16 protein-coding genes are annotated in these 18,698 nt (G+C 46.0%); 5 read left to right on the top strand and 11 right to left on the bottom strand.

The genetic code is table 11. The features are described 5' to 3' along the window. Nucleotides 1–6 precede the first annotated feature (6 nt). Entirely contained in the window at nucleotides 7–996 is a 990-nt protein-coding gene (locus GVN20_RS09605; protein WP_166558090.1) for an NAD(P)H-dependent glycerol-3-phosphate dehydrogenase, read from the bottom strand. Between the two features lie 83 nt (nucleotides 997–1,079). After that, nucleotides 1,080–1,205 carry a FeoB-associated Cys-rich membrane protein gene (locus tag GVN20_RS09600; RefSeq protein ID WP_229598173.1) on the bottom strand — a complete coding sequence of 42 codons (126 nt, stop codon included), beginning with the start codon at nucleotides 1,203–1,205 and terminating at the stop codon, nucleotides 1,080–1,082. Nucleotides 1,206–1,328: 123 nt separating this feature from the next. Between GVN20_RS09600 and GVN20_RS09595 the strand changes: the two genes are divergently transcribed. Continuing rightward, the gene (locus GVN20_RS09595; protein WP_229599009.1) at nucleotides 1,329–2,588 is read left to right on the top strand and encodes an MFS transporter; all 1,260 of its coding nucleotides are present in this window, start codon (nucleotides 1,329–1,331) and stop codon (nucleotides 2,586–2,588) included. Between the two features lie 96 nt (nucleotides 2,589–2,684). Here GVN20_RS09595 and GVN20_RS09590 read toward each other — a convergent pair whose 3' ends face one another. Further along, nucleotides 2,685–3,062, bottom strand: coding sequence for a DUF1573 domain-containing protein (locus GVN20_RS09590; protein ID WP_166558089.1), 378 nt, complete (start codon nucleotides 3,060–3,062; stop codon nucleotides 2,685–2,687). Between the two features lie 213 nt (nucleotides 3,063–3,275). On the opposite strand from GVN20_RS09590, the gene GVN20_RS09585 reads away from it, so the two are divergent. Both GVN20_RS09585 and GVN20_RS09580 read left to right on the top strand, forming a co-directional pair. Next, complete coding sequence (locus GVN20_RS09585) at nucleotides 3,276–4,523, top strand: sensor histidine kinase KdpD (RefSeq protein WP_166558088.1); 1,248 nt, start codon at nucleotides 3,276–3,278, stop codon at nucleotides 4,521–4,523. 90 nt (nucleotides 4,524–4,613) lie between these two features. Beyond that, the gene (locus GVN20_RS09580; protein ID WP_166558087.1) at nucleotides 4,614–5,309 is read left to right on the top strand and encodes a response regulator transcription factor; all 696 of its coding nucleotides are present in this window, start codon (nucleotides 4,614–4,616) and stop codon (nucleotides 5,307–5,309) included. A gap of 6 nt (nucleotides 5,310–5,315) precedes the next feature. Here the strand turns inward: GVN20_RS09580 and GVN20_RS09575 are convergent, their stop codons facing one another. Then, the gene (locus tag GVN20_RS09575) at nucleotides 5,316–6,194 is read right to left on the bottom strand and encodes an AraC family transcriptional regulator (protein ID WP_166558086.1); all 879 of its coding nucleotides are present in this window, start codon (nucleotides 6,192–6,194) and stop codon (nucleotides 5,316–5,318) included. Nucleotides 6,195–6,381: 187 nt separating this feature from the next. Between GVN20_RS09575 and GVN20_RS09570 the strand changes: the two genes are divergently transcribed. Further along, complete coding sequence (locus GVN20_RS09570; protein WP_166558190.1) at nucleotides 6,382–7,815, top strand: arabinose isomerase; 1,434 nt, start codon at nucleotides 6,382–6,384, stop codon at nucleotides 7,813–7,815. Nucleotides 7,816–7,820: 5 nt separating this feature from the next. Here GVN20_RS09570 and radA read toward each other — a convergent pair whose 3' ends face one another. Next, the gene (gene radA / locus GVN20_RS09565; protein ID WP_114066213.1) at nucleotides 7,821–9,188 is read right to left on the bottom strand and encodes a DNA repair protein RadA; all 1,368 of its coding nucleotides are present in this window, start codon (nucleotides 9,186–9,188) and stop codon (nucleotides 7,821–7,823) included. Nucleotides 9,189–9,403: 215 nt separating this feature from the next. On the opposite strand from radA, the gene GVN20_RS09560 reads away from it, so the two are divergent. Then, nucleotides 9,404–10,063, top strand: a complete 660-nt coding sequence (locus GVN20_RS09560; protein ID WP_166558085.1) for an ABC transporter ATP-binding protein — start codon at nucleotides 9,404–9,406, stop codon at nucleotides 10,061–10,063. 165 nt (nucleotides 10,064–10,228) lie between these two features. Here the strand turns inward: GVN20_RS09560 and GVN20_RS09555 are convergent, their stop codons facing one another. The 6 genes from GVN20_RS09555 to lptB form a co-directional block, all read right to left on the bottom strand. Then, on the bottom strand, nucleotides 10,229–10,927 hold the full coding sequence (locus GVN20_RS09555; protein WP_166558084.1) for a hypothetical protein: 699 nt from the start codon (nucleotides 10,925–10,927) through the stop codon (nucleotides 10,229–10,231). 95 nt (nucleotides 10,928–11,022) lie between these two features. Then, nucleotides 11,023–12,519, bottom strand: coding sequence for a helix-turn-helix domain-containing protein (locus GVN20_RS09550; protein ID WP_166558083.1), 1,497 nt, complete (start codon nucleotides 12,517–12,519; stop codon nucleotides 11,023–11,025). A gap of 56 nt (nucleotides 12,520–12,575) precedes the next feature. Further along, nucleotides 12,576–16,304: a hydantoinase B/oxoprolinase family protein gene (locus GVN20_RS09545; RefSeq protein WP_166558082.1), complete on the bottom strand. Its 3,729-nt coding sequence runs from the start codon at nucleotides 16,302–16,304 to the stop codon at nucleotides 12,576–12,578. Between the two features lie 108 nt (nucleotides 16,305–16,412). After that, nucleotides 16,413–17,141, bottom strand: coding sequence for a gliding motility-associated ABC transporter permease subunit GldF (gene gldF / locus GVN20_RS09540; protein WP_114460756.1), 729 nt, complete (start codon nucleotides 17,139–17,141; stop codon nucleotides 16,413–16,415). Nucleotides 17,142–17,189: 48 nt separating this feature from the next. Beyond that, the gene (locus GVN20_RS09535; RefSeq protein ID WP_166558081.1) at nucleotides 17,190–17,708 is read right to left on the bottom strand and encodes a DUF4199 domain-containing protein; all 519 of its coding nucleotides are present in this window, start codon (nucleotides 17,706–17,708) and stop codon (nucleotides 17,190–17,192) included. Nucleotides 17,709–17,876: 168 nt separating this feature from the next. Next, entirely contained in the window at nucleotides 17,877–18,611 is a 735-nt protein-coding gene (gene lptB, locus GVN20_RS09530; RefSeq protein ID WP_166558080.1) for an LPS export ABC transporter ATP-binding protein, read from the bottom strand. Nucleotides 18,612–18,698 lie beyond the last annotated feature (87 nt).

Below are 18,698 nucleotides of genomic sequence, written 5' to 3'. Positions count from 1 at the left end.
TAGTAGCTATCGAAGTTTCATTTTCAGCAATCCAATTTCAGTGGCTGGCGGCTGACGTTCGTAGAGAATCCTGTAGGTGGCTTCTGTGATGGGCATTTCAACGCCGTATTTCTTGTTCATTTCAAAAATACTGTTGACGGCGTAGTAGCCTTCGGCAATCATTTTCATTTCCATTTGGGCCGATTGAACGCTGTACCCGCGCCCAATCATGTTGCCAAAAGTACGGTTGCGGCTAAATTGCGAATAAGCTGTTACGAGCAAATCGCCGAGGTAGGCCGAGGCGCTCAAATCACGCTCACGCGGGTCTACGGCATTGACAAAACGGCGGATTTCTTGCATGGCGTTGGAAACCAAGACCGCCTGAAAGTTATCTCCGTAGCCCAATCCGTGACTGATGCCACAGGCTAATGCCACTATGTTTTTCATCACTGCGGCGTACTCAACCCCGTACAAATCCACCAAAGGGTTGGCGGTGACAAACCGACAATTCATCAATTGGGCAAAATGCGAAGCGCAGGCTTCGTCGGTGGAGGCGATGGTGAGGTAGGATTGCTTTTCGAGCGCCACTTCTTCGGCATGACACGGGCCCGCAATGACGGAAATCTGACTCAGCGGTACTTCAAAACGCTCCTCTACCCAATCCGTAACCAGACAGTTTTTTTCGGGAATCATGCCTTTAATGGCCGAAACGACCCGTTTGCCTGCAAAATGTTGGGCGGTTAGTCCTTGGAGCGGCTCCTGAACAAAAGCGGCAGGAATAGCTAAAATGACGTATTCGGCACCGTTTAGGGCGTCGGTAATTTTAGAAAAAGTCTTTACTTTACGGGGACTTAGGCGCACATCGCGGAGATAATCGGGATTGTAATGGTGCTTCCGGATGTGGTCAACGGCGCCACGGTCGCGCAGCCACCAACGGATAGATACGTTGTTTTCGGACAGGATTTTGATAATAGCAGTGGCCCAACTGCCACCACCTATAACGGCGATTGATGTCATTGATAGGATTGTCGGTTCTAATTTCGTAGCACAAACTTGCAAAAAAAGCCTCAACTTTACCCTTTGCCACTTCAACTTTACCCTTATTTCTCACATCCGCAGCCTTTGCCGCAACCCGATTTTTTGGGGCTTAATTCTTTTCGTAGGCGGTTGCCGACGTACCCCAACGCTCCTAAAAAAAGCAAACCGATGACAATTGTTTCCATCATTTTGGAAGAGAATTAACGTAAAAATGCGTTTGGGAGAATTTTCTGGTGATTTACGCATTAAAGTATAAAATCTACCCCTCATCGCTTTACACAAAAACGCCTTTTTCCGTAATTGCGTTCCTGATGACCCTTTCCGTTAATAATTTTATGAAAAACAGCAGTACCGAACCTACCTCTTTAAGCCGTTTAGTGAGCTTGCCCGTTATTGTGGCTGCGCTGGGCTATTTTGTGGATGTATATGATTTGATTGTGTTTAATATCGTAAGGGTACCGAGCCTCAAAAGCCTCGGTCTTAGCCCCGAAGAAGTGTCGAGTGTAGGCGCAGCCATTTACAACTGGCAGCAGGCGGGATTGCTGATAGGGGGAATTTTATGGGGAATTTTGGCCGATAAACGTGGTCGGCTGTCGGTCTTATTTGGCTCTATTATCATGTATTCGCTGGCTAATATCCTATGCGGTTTTGTGCAAACGCCTATGCTGTACGGTTTTCTGCGTTTTATGGCTGGGGTAGGGCTAGCGGGGGAATTGGGGGCAGGCTTGACGTTGGTTTCTGAGATTTTGCCCCAAAAGCTACGCGGTTATGGGTCTTCGATTGTGGCGAGTGTGGGGCTTTTGGGTGCGGTGGTGGCTTTCCTGACCAACTCATGGTTTGACTGGCGCACTACGTATTTTGCGGGTGGTGGTTTGGGGTTGGCTCTGCTGCTGTTGCGGATACGCGTGTATGAATCAGGGATGTTTGAGCAGGCCAAAACCCAAAGTTTGCGACTGGGCAGTATGTCGGCGTTTTTTACTGATAGTGCCCGTTTTTGGAAATACATGCGTTGCATCGGGGTCGGTGTGCCTACGTATTTTGTCATCGGAATTTTGGCCACGTTCAGCAATGAATTTGCAAAGGCGTTGGGTATCACGGAAGAGATAGTGACCGGACGTTGCGTGATGTACGTTTTTGTCGGAATGGTCATCGGAGATATGTTCAGTGGGGTGTTGAGTCAGTGGCTCAAATCGCGTCGCATGGCAATTGGTATCATGACCACTATGACTTTGCTGGGGGTGATTATTTATCTGTATGGCGGTATCACCGAGGCAGCGGCTTTTTATATTGTGTGTGCGTATTTGGGCTTTTCGATTGGTTATATCGCCATGTTTTTAACGGTAACGGCCGAAAGTTTCGGGACCAATTTGCGCGCTACGGCTACCTCGACCGTGGCTAATTTTGTGCGGGCCACTACGCTACTGACGCTTCCCTTGTATCAATACCTCAAACCAGGCATGGGGGCTATTTCGGCAGGTGGACTGGTAGCGCTGCTCTGTTTTGCGATTGCGTATCTTTCCCTTTTTCTCATGGAAGAAACGTTTCATAAAGAGCTTGACTATGTAGAATAAGGAGTTGTGGTTTCATGACAATGACAGGCGCACTTTCGGGGTGCGCCTGTTTGTTTCATGACTGTGTTGTACTTTTCTACATCCAATCTGATATGGTTATTTAGTGACTTCTCCGTGGATGTTTAGCGTCACCAATCCACCCTCTGCGTTGGATTCTACCGTGACTGTTTTGTTAAATGTTCCAACGGCGGCGGCGTTAAATGTCGCTTTGATCGTGCCCGATGCTCCTGGCATAATTGGCTGTTTGGGATAATCTACCCCCGTACACCCGCATGAACCGTAAGCCTTGTGGATGATGAGGGGAATGGCACCTTTGTTGGTGAACGCAAATTCGGCCGTAACTGGCTTGCCCTGTGCGATTTGGCCAAAATTGTGGGCGGTTTCTGCCCAACCAAACGCTGCTACTGCCGCACCTGCAAAGACGAGCGACGTGGTAACAAAAAATAATAATAAAGGAAGTGTTACTTTTTTCATAATAATAAGTCTTAAAGTGATTAATTATTTTTTTGATCAATTGACTTTTCAAAAGTAGAAGGTTAGGGCTTGTGCCTGTGTTAATGAAAACTCAACTTTTGTTAATGGTTTGTTAATCCATTGGTAAGAATCCGTCTACGTCCTAAATTCGTATGTGTTTTTTGGTTAATATTGCCAACAGGCAATTTTAATTAAAAGCCTACGCCTGTATTTATGTCAAGAAAAACGATACGCCTTCTGGTAATTTTATCCACATTGTCCATCATTGGGGTCATTGTGACTCAGATATATTGGGTAAGGAAAGCCCTCGACATGGGAGAGCGCCAGTTCAATCAGCAGGTACATGTGTCTTTGCAGGAAGTGGCCGAGCAGCTTGCGCAGCTCAACGCCGTGATGCTGCACAACAACCCCGTCGAGCAACTTTCTTCCAATTATTTTTTGGTTAATACCAACTCCATGGTTGATCCAGGCATTCTGGAACATTACCTCAAAACGAGCTTTGTTAGGCATAATATCATTACTGATTTTGAAGTAGGAATTTATGATTGTGCCAGCAATAAAATGTTTTATGGCGTAGCCTTGAGTACCCGCAATGACAACAAAACCCCAACTCAAACCGCCAATTGGCTCAAATCCAACAAATATCCTTATTATTTTGGCGTACGTTTTCCCAATCAAAATAGTGCGGTCATCAACGACCTTAGAGGCTGGATTTGGTCTTCGTTGCTGGTGTTGATTGCAGTTAGTTTTTTTGGATATGCCCTGTTTGTCATTTTACGGCAAAAACAACTGACCGAAATACAGCGCGATTTCATTAACAACATGACGCACGAGTTGCAAACGCCCATTGCTACGATACGTATCGCAGCCGACGTGCTCAACACCCCCGCCATCAAGGACCAGCCCGAACGCCTCAAAAAATACACTGCGATTATCAAAGAAGAGGCTCTACGCCTCCAAACCCAAGTGGAAACCGTCCTGAATATGGCCAAGGCGGCAAAAAATAAGCTGCCACTTACCATTGAATGGCTCGACGCCCATCAAGTCATTACTTCAGTATCTCATAAGTACGAGAAAGACCTGACCCTTCATCTGAACGCTGTGGAGCCTTATATTCACGCTGACCGGATGCATTTTACGAATGCCATCAGCAATTTAATTGACAACGCTTTTAAATATACGCCCCAAAACCCCGTAATTTTGTTGGAGACATTCAATGAAAATGGCTCATTGGTGGTGTCAGTCAAAGACAATGGCATAGGAATTGCCCCTGAATACAAAGATAAGGTCTTCAAAAAGTTTTACCGGATTCCGACTGGAAATGTCCACAACGTAAAAGGGTTTGGCATTGGCCTGAGCTATGTACAGCAGATTGCTAAAGCGCACCAATGGAGAATCCAACTCAAGAGTGAAGTGAATAAGGGAAGCGAGTTTAAGATTTTGATTCCATTAAAAAAGTAGAGGAAAGCATCTGTACTTTCCGCCATAAATTCTCGATGAGCAGTAATTCTACTTACTGATACGATTTCACCAATAACAGAACCCCTGAAAATGCCGCGTATTTTATATGTTGAAGATGACCCAAATTTGGGTTTTGTGACCAAAGATAACCTCGAACTTCATCATTATGACATCGTCCATTGTACGGACGGATTGCAAGCGTTAGAAACTTTTCAGAAACAGCAACCTTTTGATTTATGCGTGTTGGATGTGATGTTGCCGCACCTTGATGGATTTACGTTGGCGCAGAAAATTCGTCAACAAGACATGCATGTTCCCATTCTTTTTTTGACGGCGCGTTCGTTGCAAGAAGACAAACTCCACGGCCTCCGTCTCGGGGCAGACGATTACCTCACCAAGCCTTTCAGCATGGAAGAATTGGTACTCAAAATAGCAGTTTTTCTCCGCCGAAGTCAAAAAAATCAAGCCAATGAATCAATAACGCAAACGTCAGGAGTAACCAACGTTGGTAATTATGCGTTTGATTTTGAAAAATTATACCTTCAAATCGACGGTAAAACGCAAGATTTGACCTTTCGTGAAGCCGAAGTTCTACGCTATTTGGCTGAACGCCGCAATCAGGTCATCAAACGCGAAGACTTGCTCAAAGCCATTTGGGGCGACGATGATTATTTTATGGGACGTAGCCTCGATGTGTTTATGTCGCGCTTACGTAAATACCTTTGCGACGACCTCAATATCAAGATTGAAGGAATTCATGGCGTAGGCTTCAGAATGCGGTGGTGAGGTTGATTACTTCTTCTTACGAAGCTCAGAGGCGTTGTAATTCATCTTCTTTTTGAAAATTCTTGAAAAATAAAACTCTGATTCAAAGCCAGATTGATACGCAATTTCGGCCAATGTCAGGTTGCTTTCCTGAATGAGTTGCTCCGCTTTGCGCAATTTAAGGGTAAGGTGGTATTGGTTAGGTGAGGTACCTAACACTTCTTTGAAGGTTTTTCGGAACCAGATATAGCTTAGGTTAAATTTTCTAGCAAGTGCTTCAAAGTCAATGTCTTTGTTCCAGTTTCTGTGGATTTCGTCCCGTATTTTGTCAATGATTTCTTCTTTTCTCGATATCTTTTGGTTAGACAACAAGACCGATGCGTACACGATTCCCAAAAGGTGAATGAGCTGAAAAGAAGATAGTTTTTGGAAAGAGTCGCCACGAGCCTCAATTACCTCAATGAGCTTCGAAAAAGTCTCCAAGAATTCAGCGTTAAAACCTACTTTAATGATTGGATTTTGGGGATTAAAACATTCCTGTTCCAATAAATAATGCGCATACGTGCCCGAAAACCCCACCCAATATTCTTCCCATCCCGTTTTCTCTTTGGGACGATAGCGGTGCCAAACCCCGGGATACAGCAAAATAATGGTTCCTTCTTCAATGACTTGCGGGGGGAGGCCGTTGGCCTCAAAATAGCCTTCTCCTTTGGAAATATAAATGATTTGGTACTCTTTTAGGCTTCTACCTTTATCCCACTCAAAATAGTAGTCGTTAGGGTGTTGGATGTCAGGGTAAGGATGATTGGCTGGGTGAATATTATGCCCTACATTGAGGATGTTTATTCCCTGATTTTGTTCGTTTGTGCCGGGGTCAAGGGTAAAGTATTTTCTAAATAATTTCATATCAAAAAATATAAAACAATAATCAAAACGGTCATTTGTGGATGGTCGAAAATACTATTTATTTGTGGAATATTACCATAAATATCCTTTAGTACTGATTTGGTTTGAAAATGGGCCAGTCTGCTGTTGTACAAAGTGATATTTATATTGTGAGTGTACTACCGTTTGGAATGAATTCTAACGTATGATGAAATTGAATACAACCTTAAAAATTGGACTGTTTGGTATTGGGCTAGATACTTATTGGCCGCAGTTCGAAGGATTAAAAGAGCGCTTAGAAGGTTATCTGGGGGTAGTTGAGGCAAAATTGGCCACCGTTCACGCAAACATTCTCAACGTCGGATTGGTGGATTCGCCTGATAAGGCATTTGAAGCAGGAAAACAGTTTAAGACCGAAGATGTCGATATTATCTTTTTGTACGTAACTACCTACGCGCTGTCTTCAACGGTTTTGCCCGTCGTGCAGCGCGCCAAAGTTCCTGTCATCATTCTTAACTTATCGCCCCAAGCGGCCATTGATTATACGTCATTCAATGCCATGACCGACCGCACCAAAATGACGGGCGAATGGCTGGCGTACTGTTCGGCCTGCCCCGTACCCGAAATCGCCAATGTCTTCAATCGGGTGGGGATTAGGTTCCACCAAATTACGGGGATGTTGCACCACGACGCTGAAACTTGGCGGGAAGTTAGCGAGTGGGTAGAGGCGGCCAAAGTTGTCAATATCATGGCTTACAATCGGTTGGGCTGCATGGGGCATTATTACAGCGGAATGTTGGATATTTATTCAGACCTGACCCAACATTACGCGCATTTCGGTGGCCATATTGAGTTGTTGGAAGTGGAAGAATTGGCTGAATTACGAAAAGAAGTAAGTCAGGCTGAAATTATCCAACGCCTTCAGTTATTTCAGGAAACATTTGATATTCAGCTAGATTGCCCGCCTGAGGAGCTTGAAAAAGCGGCCGTTACATCGGTAGCGCTGGAGCGCTTGGTGGAGAAGCACAAGCTGGGCTCGATGGCGTATTATTACAAAGGAACGGGCAATCCAGAGAATGAAGAAGCGATTGCGTCCATTATTTTGGGAAATTCTCTACTGACCGCCAATGGCGTACCCGTAGCGGGTGAATACGAAATCAAAAACGCCCAAGCCATGAAAATCATGGACAGTTTTGGAGTAGGTGGTTCATTTACAGAATATTACGCCATGGATTTTGCGGACGATGTGGTGCTGATGGGCCACGATGGCCCAGGGCACATTGCCATTGCCGAAGGTAAAACCAAAGTGCGCCCCTTGAAAGTCTACCACGGCAAAGTAGGCAAAGGGGTTTCGGTCGAAATGAGCGTAAAAAATGGCCCCGTTACCCTATTGTCCGTTGTAGAAAAAAGAGGCGGTGGGCTAATGCTATTGGTGGCCGAGGCAGAATCGGTTGCGGGGCCGATTTTAGAGATTGGCAACACCAACAGCCGATATAAGTTTTCTATCGGTGCCCGTAAATTTGTTAACGATTGGAACAGCCACGGCCCTGCGCATCATTGCGCCATCGGGATTGGGCATATCAGTTCAAAAATCGAAAAATTGGGGGCGTTGCTGGGAATGGAAGTACGAAAAGTTTGCTAAAAAAATTATCTTAATAATTCACCAAACACTTCATCCAACTTCGCGACGGGGATAATTTTAATGTCGTAGCTCTTGAAAATCAGTCCTTTGGTGTTGTACTTGGAAATAAAGATTTTCTTAAAACCCAGTTTCTCTGCTTCGGCAATGCGGCCTTCGATGCGGCTCACGGCCCGAACCTCCCCGCCCAAGCCCACTTCTCCCGCAAAACAGACCGAAGGCGGCACAAAAGAATCTTCAAAAGACGACGCAATCGACGTCACCACGGCCAAGTCAATGGCGGGGTCTTCTACGCGCAGACCACCCGCTACGTTGAGAAACACATCTTGGGTACCCAGACGAAAGCCGCCGCGTTTTTCCAACACCGCCAACAGCATCTGAAGGCGTTTGTTGTCAAATCCCGTGCTGCTGCGCTGCGGTGTACCGTAGTTGGCCACACTCACCAGCGACTGTATCTCGATCATCAGCGGTCGGTTGCCTTCGAGCATGGAGCCAATGGTGATGCCGCTCAATTGCTCTTCGCGCTGTGAAATCAATATCTCCGACGGATTGGTCACTTGGCGCAGGCCCGTGCCGAGCATTTCGTAAATTCCTAATTCTGAGGTGCTTCCAAAGCGGTTTTTGGTGGTACGCAAAATCCGGTACGTAGTGTGGCGGTCGCCTTCAAACTGAAGCACCGTATCCACCATGTGTTCGAGGGTTTTAGGTCCCGCCAAGCTGCCGTCTTTGGTGATGTGCCCAATCATAAACACGGGTACGCCGCTTTCTTTGGCGTATTTCATCAGTTCGGAAGCGCACTGACGCACCTGCGACACGCTGCCCGCGCCCGATTCGATGAGCGACGATTGCATGGTTTGGATAGAGTCAATGATGAGAACATCGGGCTCAAATTCTTCGATTTGACGAAAAATATTATCGGTCGACGTTTCCGTCAGAATAAAGCAATTGTGATTTTTGGACGTAAGCCGCTCGGCACGCATCTTGATTTGCTGCTCACTTTCCTCACCCGACACGTACAGCACGCGTTGGGTAAGCGTGAGCGCAATTTGCAGCATCAGCGTCGATTTTCCGATGCCCGGCTCGCCGCCAATGAGCACCAACGACCCCAACACAATGCCGCCGCCCAAAACGCGGTTAAGTTCACCGTCTATCGTGACAATACGCGGTTCTTCTTCGTATTTTATTTCGACAATGGCTTTGGGTTTAGAGGCCAAACTCACCGATTTCCATTGTCCGATGGGCCCTTTTTTATCTTCTTTTTCGAGAACTTCTTCTACCAATGTGTTCCATTCGCCGCAGGAAGGGCAGCGCCCCAGCCATTTGGGTGACTGATGACCACAACTTTGACAAAAATAAGCGGTTTTGACTTTAGCCATATAATCGTTGAAAAATAGGTTACGAAACTAACCTATAAAAATGAAACATCAATATCAGGGATAAAGATTTGGAGAGGAATGTAAATAAACGGCCTTTCTTTTTCATTCGGGCTATCTATCACCAACAGCTACTAAAAGGTGTTTAACCTTAAATCGCTGTTGCCTAAGTTGCGAAGTTTTTCAATCTTTGTCAATTCAATTTTAACGCGTTAAGAATGCTGAAAGCCCGCCAAATTGTTCGTAAATACGGAAATCTTTCCGTTTTGAAAGGCATTGATTTAGAGATTAATAAAGGAGAATTGGTTACGATAGTGGGCGCTTCGGGGGCGGGAAAAAGCACCCTTTTGCACATTTTGGGAACCCTCGACCGTCCTGATGCGGGACAGGTTTTTATCAACGATACCGATGTTTTTGCCCTCAAAGAGAAAGACTTAGCCGCTTTTCGCAACCACACCATTGGCTTTGTGTTTCAGTTTCACCATTTGCTGCCCGAATTTACGGCCCTAGAAAATGTGTGTATGCCCGCTTTTATTGACGCCAAAAGTGATGAAACGGAAGTGAAAAAAAAAGCTGGTGAATTATTGGAAATGCTGGGATTGAAAGACCGTTTGGGCAATTTGCCCTCACAATTGTCGGGGGGAGAGCAACAGCGCGTGGCCGTGGCCCGGGCCTTAATCAACAATCCCGCCATTATCTTTGCCGACGAGCCCAGCGGTAACCTAGACTCTCGAAACGCCGAAGACCTGCATCAATTGTTTTTTCGTCTGCGCAACGAATTGGGCCAAACCTTTGTCATCGTGACTCACAACGAACACCTCGCCGACATGGCCGACCGCAAACTGGAAATGATCGACGGTGGTCTGGCCCACCCGTAGTTTTTTGTTAGTCCAAAGCTTGGAAAAGTCTTACATAGAAACGTCATGGCACTTGGTGAAGAAGCGGTTTTCGGAACCCGAAACTGTCCATACACCATCCCGAAGGCTTTCGGGATTTCATAGCTTGGCTTTCAACCACCACGAAACCTTAGTTATTATTGGCAGTTAATTTTGTCCACATGCTTTTGCTATTTCTTTTTCAATGCTTATAAAGTCTCCTGTCAAGGCAAAAGATTTTACACTTTGCAAAAAAACACTTTCGTCAATTTCATTGCTGTCTGGCTTTAGATATTCACTTTGAGTAATCCCCATAACAGGTCTGCTCATTTTTTTGTCAAGATATTGATTTAGCAATTCCTTGTTTTTTGTCCTTATTGCTGCATAAATTAAAAGTTCGTACTTGTTATCTAGCCCAAAATCCTTTGGTTCTATCTCTTTACGCTTTGCAATTATCTTGTAGTAGGAGCCATGAGTTTCAAAATATTTTTCTATTTCTGTTTTGATTCTTGTCGCCAAATAAACTGCTAAGTCATTCCATTCTTGAGTCAATGGAAAAGAAGTCCTTCTATGATTATTCAATATGTCACACAAAGGAACGATGTTAAGCATAGTATATTTGTGCTTTCGGTAAAAGTCAACAGGCTTAATTGAAGTCCTGACTTTCAAATTGTATGTCCCCTTATCTTTTTCTATAAAAATAGCCTGCTCAAGTTGATTAATTTCTCGGGAAAGTTTAATAATTGAAGCTGTCTGGTCGAGTTTGAAGCCGTTTGTAAAGGACAATAGTGTCGCACCGAACTTTTTAAATGTCGGATTAATTTCTGCTTTATCTAGCTGCTTATATACTTTTAGTTCTTCCCACATGGGCTTTCGTTTAATTGCCTATAACATCCATACACACCCATCTACCTGCGTATATACACCAAAAACAAACAGCTTGACGCAATGAACAGCTCCTCCTACGCCTCGCTGCTTAGCATTTTCATGGCTTTTTGGATGGCTTCGTTTTTGCGCTTGCGTTGGAGTACGGTGGGCGCGGCCATGCGCTCTTTGCAGTCAAACGAAGGGCAGCGCTCGCAGGTCTCGTTCACTTCGCGCTTGGTGATTTCGCCAGTGCTCAAAAATTTAATTTTGGAGAGCACGTTTTCGTCCAACCGAATCCCCATCGAAACGCTCACGTTGAGGTTGGGCGTGGGTGACATCGGCTTGGCAAACGACACCACAAAATACTGGTCCTGCGTGTCCATGTAGTGAGAAACCTGCGTACGGCACAGTATCTGCTCGTACTCTCCGCGCGATTGCAACTCGGCCAACTCCTGCAAAATGGTCAGCGAAATCCAACGACGGCAGTAGTGCTCATCGCGCACCGTGTGTGGATTGTGCTTGCGCGCAATGTGCATTTCTTTGGTCAAATCAAAGCGGTTTTGTCCCGCAAAATTATTGAACCGGAGAAAGAATAACTGACTGATTCCGAAGTATTTAGGAAGAATATTGCTCAGTCGATAGCAAAATGACTCGGGCGTACTGTGGAAGTAATTGATCATATTGACCAATGCCTCCCCGTTAAAATGCGGCTGCTCAAAAAAGGTGGATAGTTTCTTGGCCAGCACTTCCCCTTTAATGATAATGGCACTGGAAAAATAAGAAGCTTTGTAGTTGTTGAGCAGTTGTTCAAACGATTCAGCTTCTACTAAGTGTGTGGTATTCAGTCGGTTTTTGAGCTTCATGAATTGATACCCCAACTCACGCCCGTAAATAAACGCCCGCTGATTGGCGTCGAGTTGGGGGCTGATGAGCAACCGTAATTTATCCCCGCGGGACACCAACATCGAGCGAATTCCGATAAGTTCGGGATATTTTTTTTCGTCAATGAACTGAATTTCGTACGGATAATTTTTAACCAACAAGTCGGCTAAGTATTTGTCGTCCAGAATCAACTCTTCAGGAACGGCATGAAACTTCAAAAACTGCTCGGCTTCTTGCTCCAAATCCTCGAAATAGTTGTCGTACATTTCTTGGTAGGTCCGCAGCGCCGAAAAGTAAAATTGCTCCACCGACATATTGTAGTTGCGCGCGATTTCAATGAGTGTCCCGATAAACGCGCTCAATTTGGTGGGCGCGTCGGAAAGCATTTCCAACAAATCGGCGGGGTCGATTCCGAAAAGGTCAAGCGGGAGTTCAGTGAGAATATTGGACTGCAATAATTCCGAAATGGGCTCCAGTTTTTTGCTCAACTTGATGGAAACCAGCGAGTCGTATTCTACGTCCAATGCCCGCGAGAGGGCCATGATTTTGTCGGACTTGGGATATTTTTTCCCTTTTTCAATTTCGTTGATGTAAGAAATGGATAGTCCAGTAAGTTGTGACAAATCGCTGAGAGAGAGAGATTTGTCAAGACGAAGCTGCTTTAATTTGAGCCCAAAAACGAGGCGAATATTATCTTGGTTAAGAGACACGTTAGGGATTTTTATTACTGTGTAAATTTAGTACTTTTTCCGAAAAACATAGTACTTTAAATGAGGTTTCCGTAACCGCCGCCGCCGGGAGTTTCAATACTCAGTGAATCACCCGCTTGTGCTTCTACGCTGCAAACCCCTGATAATGTTTGGGTTGTTCCATTTTTTCGGATCAGGATTTGCCGCCCCGTTTGCCCGTTTTGTCCACCTGCCAAACCATACGGCGGCACTTGGCGGTGCTGGGTAATGAGCGTGACACGCAGCGGCTCTAAAAAGGTGATTTCGCGGACAACGCCCTCTCCGCCGTGCCATTTTCCGCTGCCACCCGAGCCTTCTCGAATGGCGAACTGATTGAGACGCACAGGATACCGCCGTTCTAGTTCTTCGGCATCGGTGATGCGCGTATTGGTCATGTGCTGATGCACGGCCGAGCGCCCGTTGGCTCCTTCGCTTGCGCCCGTACCGCCGCAAATGGTCTCGTAATAGCCGAATTGCCCGTTGCCAAACAGGAAATTATTCATCGTTCCCTGACTGCAAGCCGCTAATTCAAAGGCTTTTAGCAGCGTGTCCACTAATCGTTGGCTGACTTCCGTATTGCCTCCTACCACGGCGGGGCATTGCGTGGGGTCGTCGCTGAAATGAGGGTGTAAAAAGCTATTTTCGGGTAAAATGACTTCGACGCCTTGCATCAATCCTTCATTCAAAGGGATATTTTTGTTGACCAACAGTCGTAAAACGTATAAAATAGCGCTGTAAATAATGGAAATGTTGGCGTTGAGATTGTGGGGGTGGCAGGGTGAGGTGCCCGTGAAATCAAACTGTGCTCCCCCTGCCAAGCGCGGTGTAATCTTGACCTGAATGCAATGCCCGTCATCCAATGATTCGGTAGCGGCAAATGATTTATTTTGATAGGGAATCAGGGCTTTTTGTAAGGCGTCAAAAGCGCTGTTTTTCAGTAACTTCATATAGAAATGTACCTTTTCTAACCCGTGTTGCGCCACAAGACTTTGAAGGGCCGCTTCGCCAGAGCGTAGCGAAGCAAGGGCGGCGTTGATGTCGGCAATGTTTTCGGTCAGGGCGCGGGTGGGGTAGGAAGATTGAGTAAAAAGACGCTCAATGCTTTCCCATTGCATTTCGCCGTTTTTGACCAAATACGTCGGTAGAATCACTACCCCTTCTTCGTTGAGCGTGGTGGCGTCGGGGGGCATAGAGCCGGGCGTTCGACCGCCGATTTCGGCGTGGTGCGCGCGGTTGATGACGTAGCCAATAAGGAGTTGGTCGGGCGTAAATACACCCGCGAGAATCGTGACGTCGGGTAAGTGCGAGCCGCCGTATTTGGGGTGGTTGGTGATGATTACGTCGCCCGGGCCGATGGTGATTTTTTCGCGAACCAATCGCGCGCACACGCCCAAACTGCCCAAATGTACGGGAATATGGGGCGCATTGACGAGCAATTCGGCATTGGCGTCCAACAAAGCGCAGGAGAAATCAAGTCGCTCCTTTACGTTGACCGAAAAAGCGGTACGCTGCAATTGTGCCCCCATTTCTTCGGTAATCGCCATAAAACGATTGGTAAAAAGCTCTAGCTCAATGGCTTGGTTGACATCGGTTTTGGTGACGTTCTTTTGGTTTTGGGCCGTACTTTTAACGACAATATCTCGCGTAGATGTCACCACTGCTTGCCAACCTTCAGGGATGAAAGAGGTTGACGTTGGATTGAGCAACACGGCAGGGCCATTGAAAAAATCGTTTGCTGAAAGCTGTTCCCAATCATACACTGGGTAGCGCGCGTGTTTGATTGGATTGGCTTCATTATCAGCTTGATATGCGATTGGTGTTTGGTTTTTTTTGCCTTTTTCTCCCGCAATTATTTTTATGCTTTCCACTTCGATGGGTAGCGTGGTGGGACAATACCCAAACAACTGTTGGTACTTTTCGCGGAATTGGTGCGGGAGGTTTTCGGGGGTGTGATAGCTGATTTCCAACGCATTTTCCTGTCCTTTAAAACGTAAATAAAGCAACACAGCGCTCACCTCAACAGCACTTATGCCTTCATTGAGAAGAATTTTTTCGGCTTTTTGAGAAAGTTGAGCAATGCGCTCGTCGAGCTGTGGGGTTAGTTCATCCAACGGTTTAAGAACTTGCTGACTGACAATCCGTTCTACCCGCGCCTGCCCCATTCCGTAGGCACTCAACAAACCTCCATCGTAGGGTAAAATGACCGTTGCAATGTTCAGGATTTCGGCCAATTGACAACCGTGCAAACCGCCCGCACCGCCAAAAGTGAGCAGCGGATATTCTTTGGGGTCGAAGCCCTTAGCGACCGATATGCGCCGAATGGCCTCGGCCATTTTTTCGTTGGCAATTTGCTCAAACCCATGCAATAATTCGTCTTCCGAAAGTTGTTGGTTGATTTGGGTAAAAATGCGTTGCTGAATTGCCTTTAATGCCTCATGAGATTTGTCTATTCGCACTGGAATCCCAAAACGGGACGTGTCCAATTTTCCTAACAATAAATTAACGTCGGTGATGGTCAGCGGGCCGCCTGCTCCGTAGCAGGCGGGGCCAGGATTTGCGCCCGCACTCTCGGGGCCTACGTGGAGTTTTTGCCCATCAAAAGAGCAAATAGAGCCTCCACCTGCGGCGACGGTTTCGATGGCGAGCGTGGGGTTATGGAGCTCAATGCCTTCAATTTTGGTGACAAATTCTAAGTCTAATTTACCGTCAAAACGGGCGGTGTCGGTGCTTGTTCCGCCCATGTCAAAGGTCAGACAGCGCTCAAAACCAAGTTGTTGGGCAATCGCGGCGGCCCCCACCATGCCCCCCGCTGGGCCACTGAGTAAGCTGTCTTTTGCCCGAAAAGTAGCCGCGCTCACTAAGCCTCCCGCGCTCGTCATTACGCGTACGGTTTGCTGTCCCAGCGCGTATTTTATATTGGTGAGGTATTCCGATAAAATGGGTTGCAAATAAGCATTTACCAGCGCCGTTTGGGTCCGTTTTAGGTAATTAATGCCCGCGTATAATTCCGAAGAACTGCTGATGGAAGGATATTTTTGGGCATTTAGGACGGCTCCCAGTTGCTGCTCATGGGTAGGATTCAGATAGCTGTGTAAAAACGAAATGGCCACCGAATGATGAGCGGAGCGGGGCAAAGCAACTTTAGAATCATCAAAAGGAGCGATTATTTCTCCTTTGGCGTCCAAACGTTCGGGTATTTCAATCACTTCGTCATAGAGCAACGTCGGTTCAGGAATGGCCAATTGGAATAAATTAGGGCGTTGTTGGGTACCGATTCGGACAGCATCTCTAAAGCCTTTGGTCACATAAAGCGTCACTTTTGCGCCTTTACGTTCGAGTAGTGCATTGGTGCCTTTGGTGGTACCAAGTCGCATCGATAGTGACGGGAAAGGATGATTTAAAGGGGTTTCGGTAACTATTCTTGTGGCAAGAACGGGGGCTTCTTCGTGGGTAGTAACTTCAAAATCGACCGGAAAAATGGTGCCTGTCAGGTCAATTTCCTGTTCCAATTCAAGTACTTCTCCGCTAAATTTAATGACTTTGATAAACGCATTTTCCCCCACAATTCGGAAATCATAACCTGTCAATAAGGCACTTTCAAACGCCCATTTGGTATCGGTCCTGTACGTTCTAGGTCCTGTTTTTTCGATAATTTGTCCTCTCAAAAAACTGCTACTCAGTACTTTTGTGCGTTTTAAGACGCCCGATACATTCAAGGCCAAACAGTCGGTAAAGGTTCCTCCAGTATCAATCCAAATTTGCCACATAAAAGGTGAAGGTTTAAAGCTAAAAGTGAAGGGTTAAAAGCTGAAAATGAGGTGTTTATTTCCTCATCCTCGTAGCTTTTAACCCTTAGATTAATCTTTATGTTAAGGTTATTTCCGTCGTGCTGCCACTCTGCTTTGGGTCAACCACAAAAATAACAGTGTTATACTGAAAAGATAAATAACATTTCGAGAGTCAATCAATCCGCGCCCCAAATCAGCGTATTGTTCATCGAGCGAAATCCACGATAAAGGATACGCCAATGAACCCCAAAAGTCCAACTTGGCCACAGCACCGATGCCGTTATAGAGCAAAAACGAAATGAAAACACCGAGTACAAAAGCCACAATTTGGTTGTCACTCAGCGAAGAAGTCCACAAACCCACCGCCACAAATACGGCACTCAAGAGGGCAAGGCCGATGTAAGAACCGAAAATTTGGGCCGAGTCTACGTTTCCTACGGGGTTGCCAAGTTGATAAATGCTGTAATAATACAGTAGTGTCGGGAGTAATGTCACAAGGGCAAGTGCCCAGCTCGCCCAGAATTTACCTAAGATTAACCCCCAAGTACTGAGGGGTTTGGTCAACAGCAATTCGATGGTTCCGTTTCGTACTTCTTCGGCCAAAGCCCGCATGGTGATGGCGGGGATTAGAAACAACAATACAAAAGGGGTGAGGTTGAAAAAGGTCCCTAAATCAGCATAGCCATAATTGAGAATGTTGGTGTCGGGAAAAACCCACATCAACAAACCGACGGCGGTCAAAAAAACTGCCATGACAATATAAGCGGTCAATGAACTGAAAAAGGAGTTGATTTCTTTACGAAAAATAGCGAGCATAAGCGTACGGGACACCAGAAGTTTGACGAAAAAATAGAGAACAGTTTACTATTCTAATTCAAAAGGCTTGTCTTTTTTCATTATGGCGGAAACAATCAATGAGATAATAAAGCCGATTAAAATAGCGCCAAAAATACTTAGCGCAAAAGTGATACCTGGGCTGGAAAACTTTTCGCTCATGGCCAATGCTTGTTCTACCTGTGCATCGTCCATGCCCCGGTTTTCCAAATCTTCACGGACTTTATCGAGGATTTGTTGACGTAACGTGTTGTCAATGAATTCATTGTAAATGTAAGAATAAACAGAAGAAATAAAGCCCCCAACGGCTGACATCAGTGTGCCGATGCCAAGGCCCTGGCCGTAGGTCATAAAACCACCGTTTAGCGTTCGGTATTCTTTCATTCCTAGCACCATTGCCGCAATCGTAATAATGGCCCCGAGCCATGCCAGAGCGCTGTTGGCGGCTTGTCCCGAAACGTAGAGAATTGTGATAAAAACAATGCTAGCAACCCCCGAAATAACTCCAAATTTGAGCGCGGTACGAGCGGTAGTTGTTTGTTGTTCCATAATGTTGTTGGTTAAGAAGTTGGATGATGGGCAAAAGTAAACAGCGCGGGAGAACGAAAGAAAATTAATGGATAGATGGTTGCAATACCAGCTAAGTGGCGCTTAAAAATGACCGCTTTGTTGAAAATTGAACCATTGTGGGCCGAAATTTAGGCAAAAATCAACCTTCTATTGAATTTTTCGCTTAAGTTCAAAACTTTGCCCTAAATACAAACGCCTTACCTGCGGGTCGGCCGCGAGTTCTTCGGGGGTTCCCTGTTTCAAGATTTTCCCTTCGAACAATAAATACGCGCGGTCGGTGATTGACAGCGTTTCGGATACGTTGTGGTCGGTAATCAAAATGCCGATGTTTCTGAATTTCAATTTGGCCACAATGGTTTGAATATCCTCTACCGCGATGGGGTCAACCCCCGCAAAAGGCTCATCCAACAGAATGAATTTGGGGTCAACGGCCAAACAACGGGCAATTTCGGTGCGTCGACGTTCGCCGCCCGATAGCACCATTCCCTTGTTTTTACGTACGTGGTGCAGGTTAAATTCATCCAATAGCTCTTCACATTTGGCTTTTTGTTCGGCTTTGGTGAGGGAGGTCATTTCCAGCACTGCAATGATGTTTTCTTCCACGGTCAGGGTCCTGAAGACCGATGCCTCCTGCGCCAGATACCCGATTCCGAGCCGTGCCCGTTTGTACATAGGAAGGTCGGTAATGTCTTTATCGTCGATGTAAACGTGGCCGCTGTTGGGTTTTACCAAGCCCGTGGCCATGTAAAATGAGGTGGTTTTGCCGGCACCGTTGGGGCCCAATAACCCTACAATTTCTCCCTGTCCCACTTGGTAGCTCACGTTGTCGTTGACGAGGCGTGAGCCGTATTTTTTTATTAAATTTTCGGTTCTTAGAATCATAAGCTATTCTATACTACTGTTTTGTCGTCACAGATGTGTAGGTAGTGGCTTCGCAAAGAAGCTATTTTAAACTGCCTAGAACATAGC

It is taken from the genome of Runella sp. CRIBMP (genome assembly GCF_009905605.1).
GTDB lineage: Bacteria > Bacteroidota > Bacteroidia > Cytophagales > Spirosomataceae > Runella.
The sequence above is the reverse complement of the archived record's forward strand: the minus strand, read 5'-3'. Positions and strand labels throughout refer to the sequence as shown.